Source organism: Aerococcus sp. L_32 (genome assembly GCF_050689315.1).
Genome location: NZ_JBOEQF010000548.1, coordinates 1 through 1174, shown reverse-complemented (window position 1 = coordinate 1174; position 1174 = coordinate 1). Strand labels below are relative to the sequence as shown.

The following is a 1174-nucleotide window of genomic DNA, read 5'->3' as shown; positions in this document are numbered from 1 at the left end:
TACTACAACGATAACGTCTTCTTCAGAAATTAATAATTGTTTCTTCACGATGACTTCTTGGATTTCGTCTTGAATCTCAGTACGACGTTCAGAAGCGTAAGCTTTCTTAATCGCTCTTAGTTCAGACTTCATCCGGCCATAAAGGACTTTATCATCAGACAAGATCGCTTGGTAAGAAGCAATATCCTCGTTTAATTGTAGGCGCTCATTTTCCAAAGCAGTAACGTCTGTATTGGTTAAACGGTACAATTGTAGGCTTACGATCGCTTCTGCTTGGGCTTCTGAGAAATCAAAAGCTTCAATCAAGTTGTATTTAGAGTCTGATTTATTTTTAGAGTTTCTTATCGTCGCAATCACTTGGTCTAGAATAGTCATGGCTTTGACCAATCCGTCTACGATATGTAAACGACGTTGGGCCTTGTTTAAATCAAAGGTTGTCCGGCGACGAATAATTTCATAACGGTGGCCGATATAAGCGTTTAAAGCTTCTCTAATCCCGACTAATTCAGGACGTTGGTTATTAATGGCCACCATGTTGAAGTTATAGTTGATTTGCAGGTCAGAATTTTTGTAGAAGTAATTTAGAATGGCGTCAGAACTCGCATCCTTTTTCAATTCAATCACGATTTGTAGACCGTTACGGTCCGTTTCATCGCGGACTTCTTGAATCCCGTCAATCGACCGATTCAACCGTAACTCATCCATCCGGCGTACTAGGTTAGCCTTATTTACTTCATATGGAATTTCTGTAATCACGATTTTCTCTTTACCACCACGGTCTGTTTCAATATGGTGCTTAGACCGAACAACGACTTTCCCGCGCCCAGTAGTATAAGCTTTCTTCAACTCTTCTCGCCCTTGGATAATAGCCCCCGTTGGGAAATCTGGTCCAGGAACAAAGTCCATCAACTTATTGACTGTGGCATTTGGATGGTCGATTAGATAAGTTGTTGCATCAATAATTTCACCTAGATTATGCGGCGGAATTTCAGTCGCGTAACCCGCTGAAATACCAGTTGCCCCGTTAACCAATAGGTTTGGGAAACCTGCTGGTAAAACAGTTGGTTCTTCAGCCGTGTCATCAAAGTTTAGGATCATTTCAACCGTGTCTTTATCAAGATCACGCAATAATTCATCGGCAATCTTCGATAAACGGGCTTCTGTATACCGCATG

1 protein-coding gene is annotated in these 1174 nt (G+C 41.4%); it reads right to left on the bottom strand.

Features of this window, described 5'->3' with window-relative positions:
• The coding region (locus ACRCJ0_RS14675; protein WP_431390947.1) for a DNA gyrase subunit A at positions 1-1174 on the bottom strand (1174 nt) is incomplete at both ends.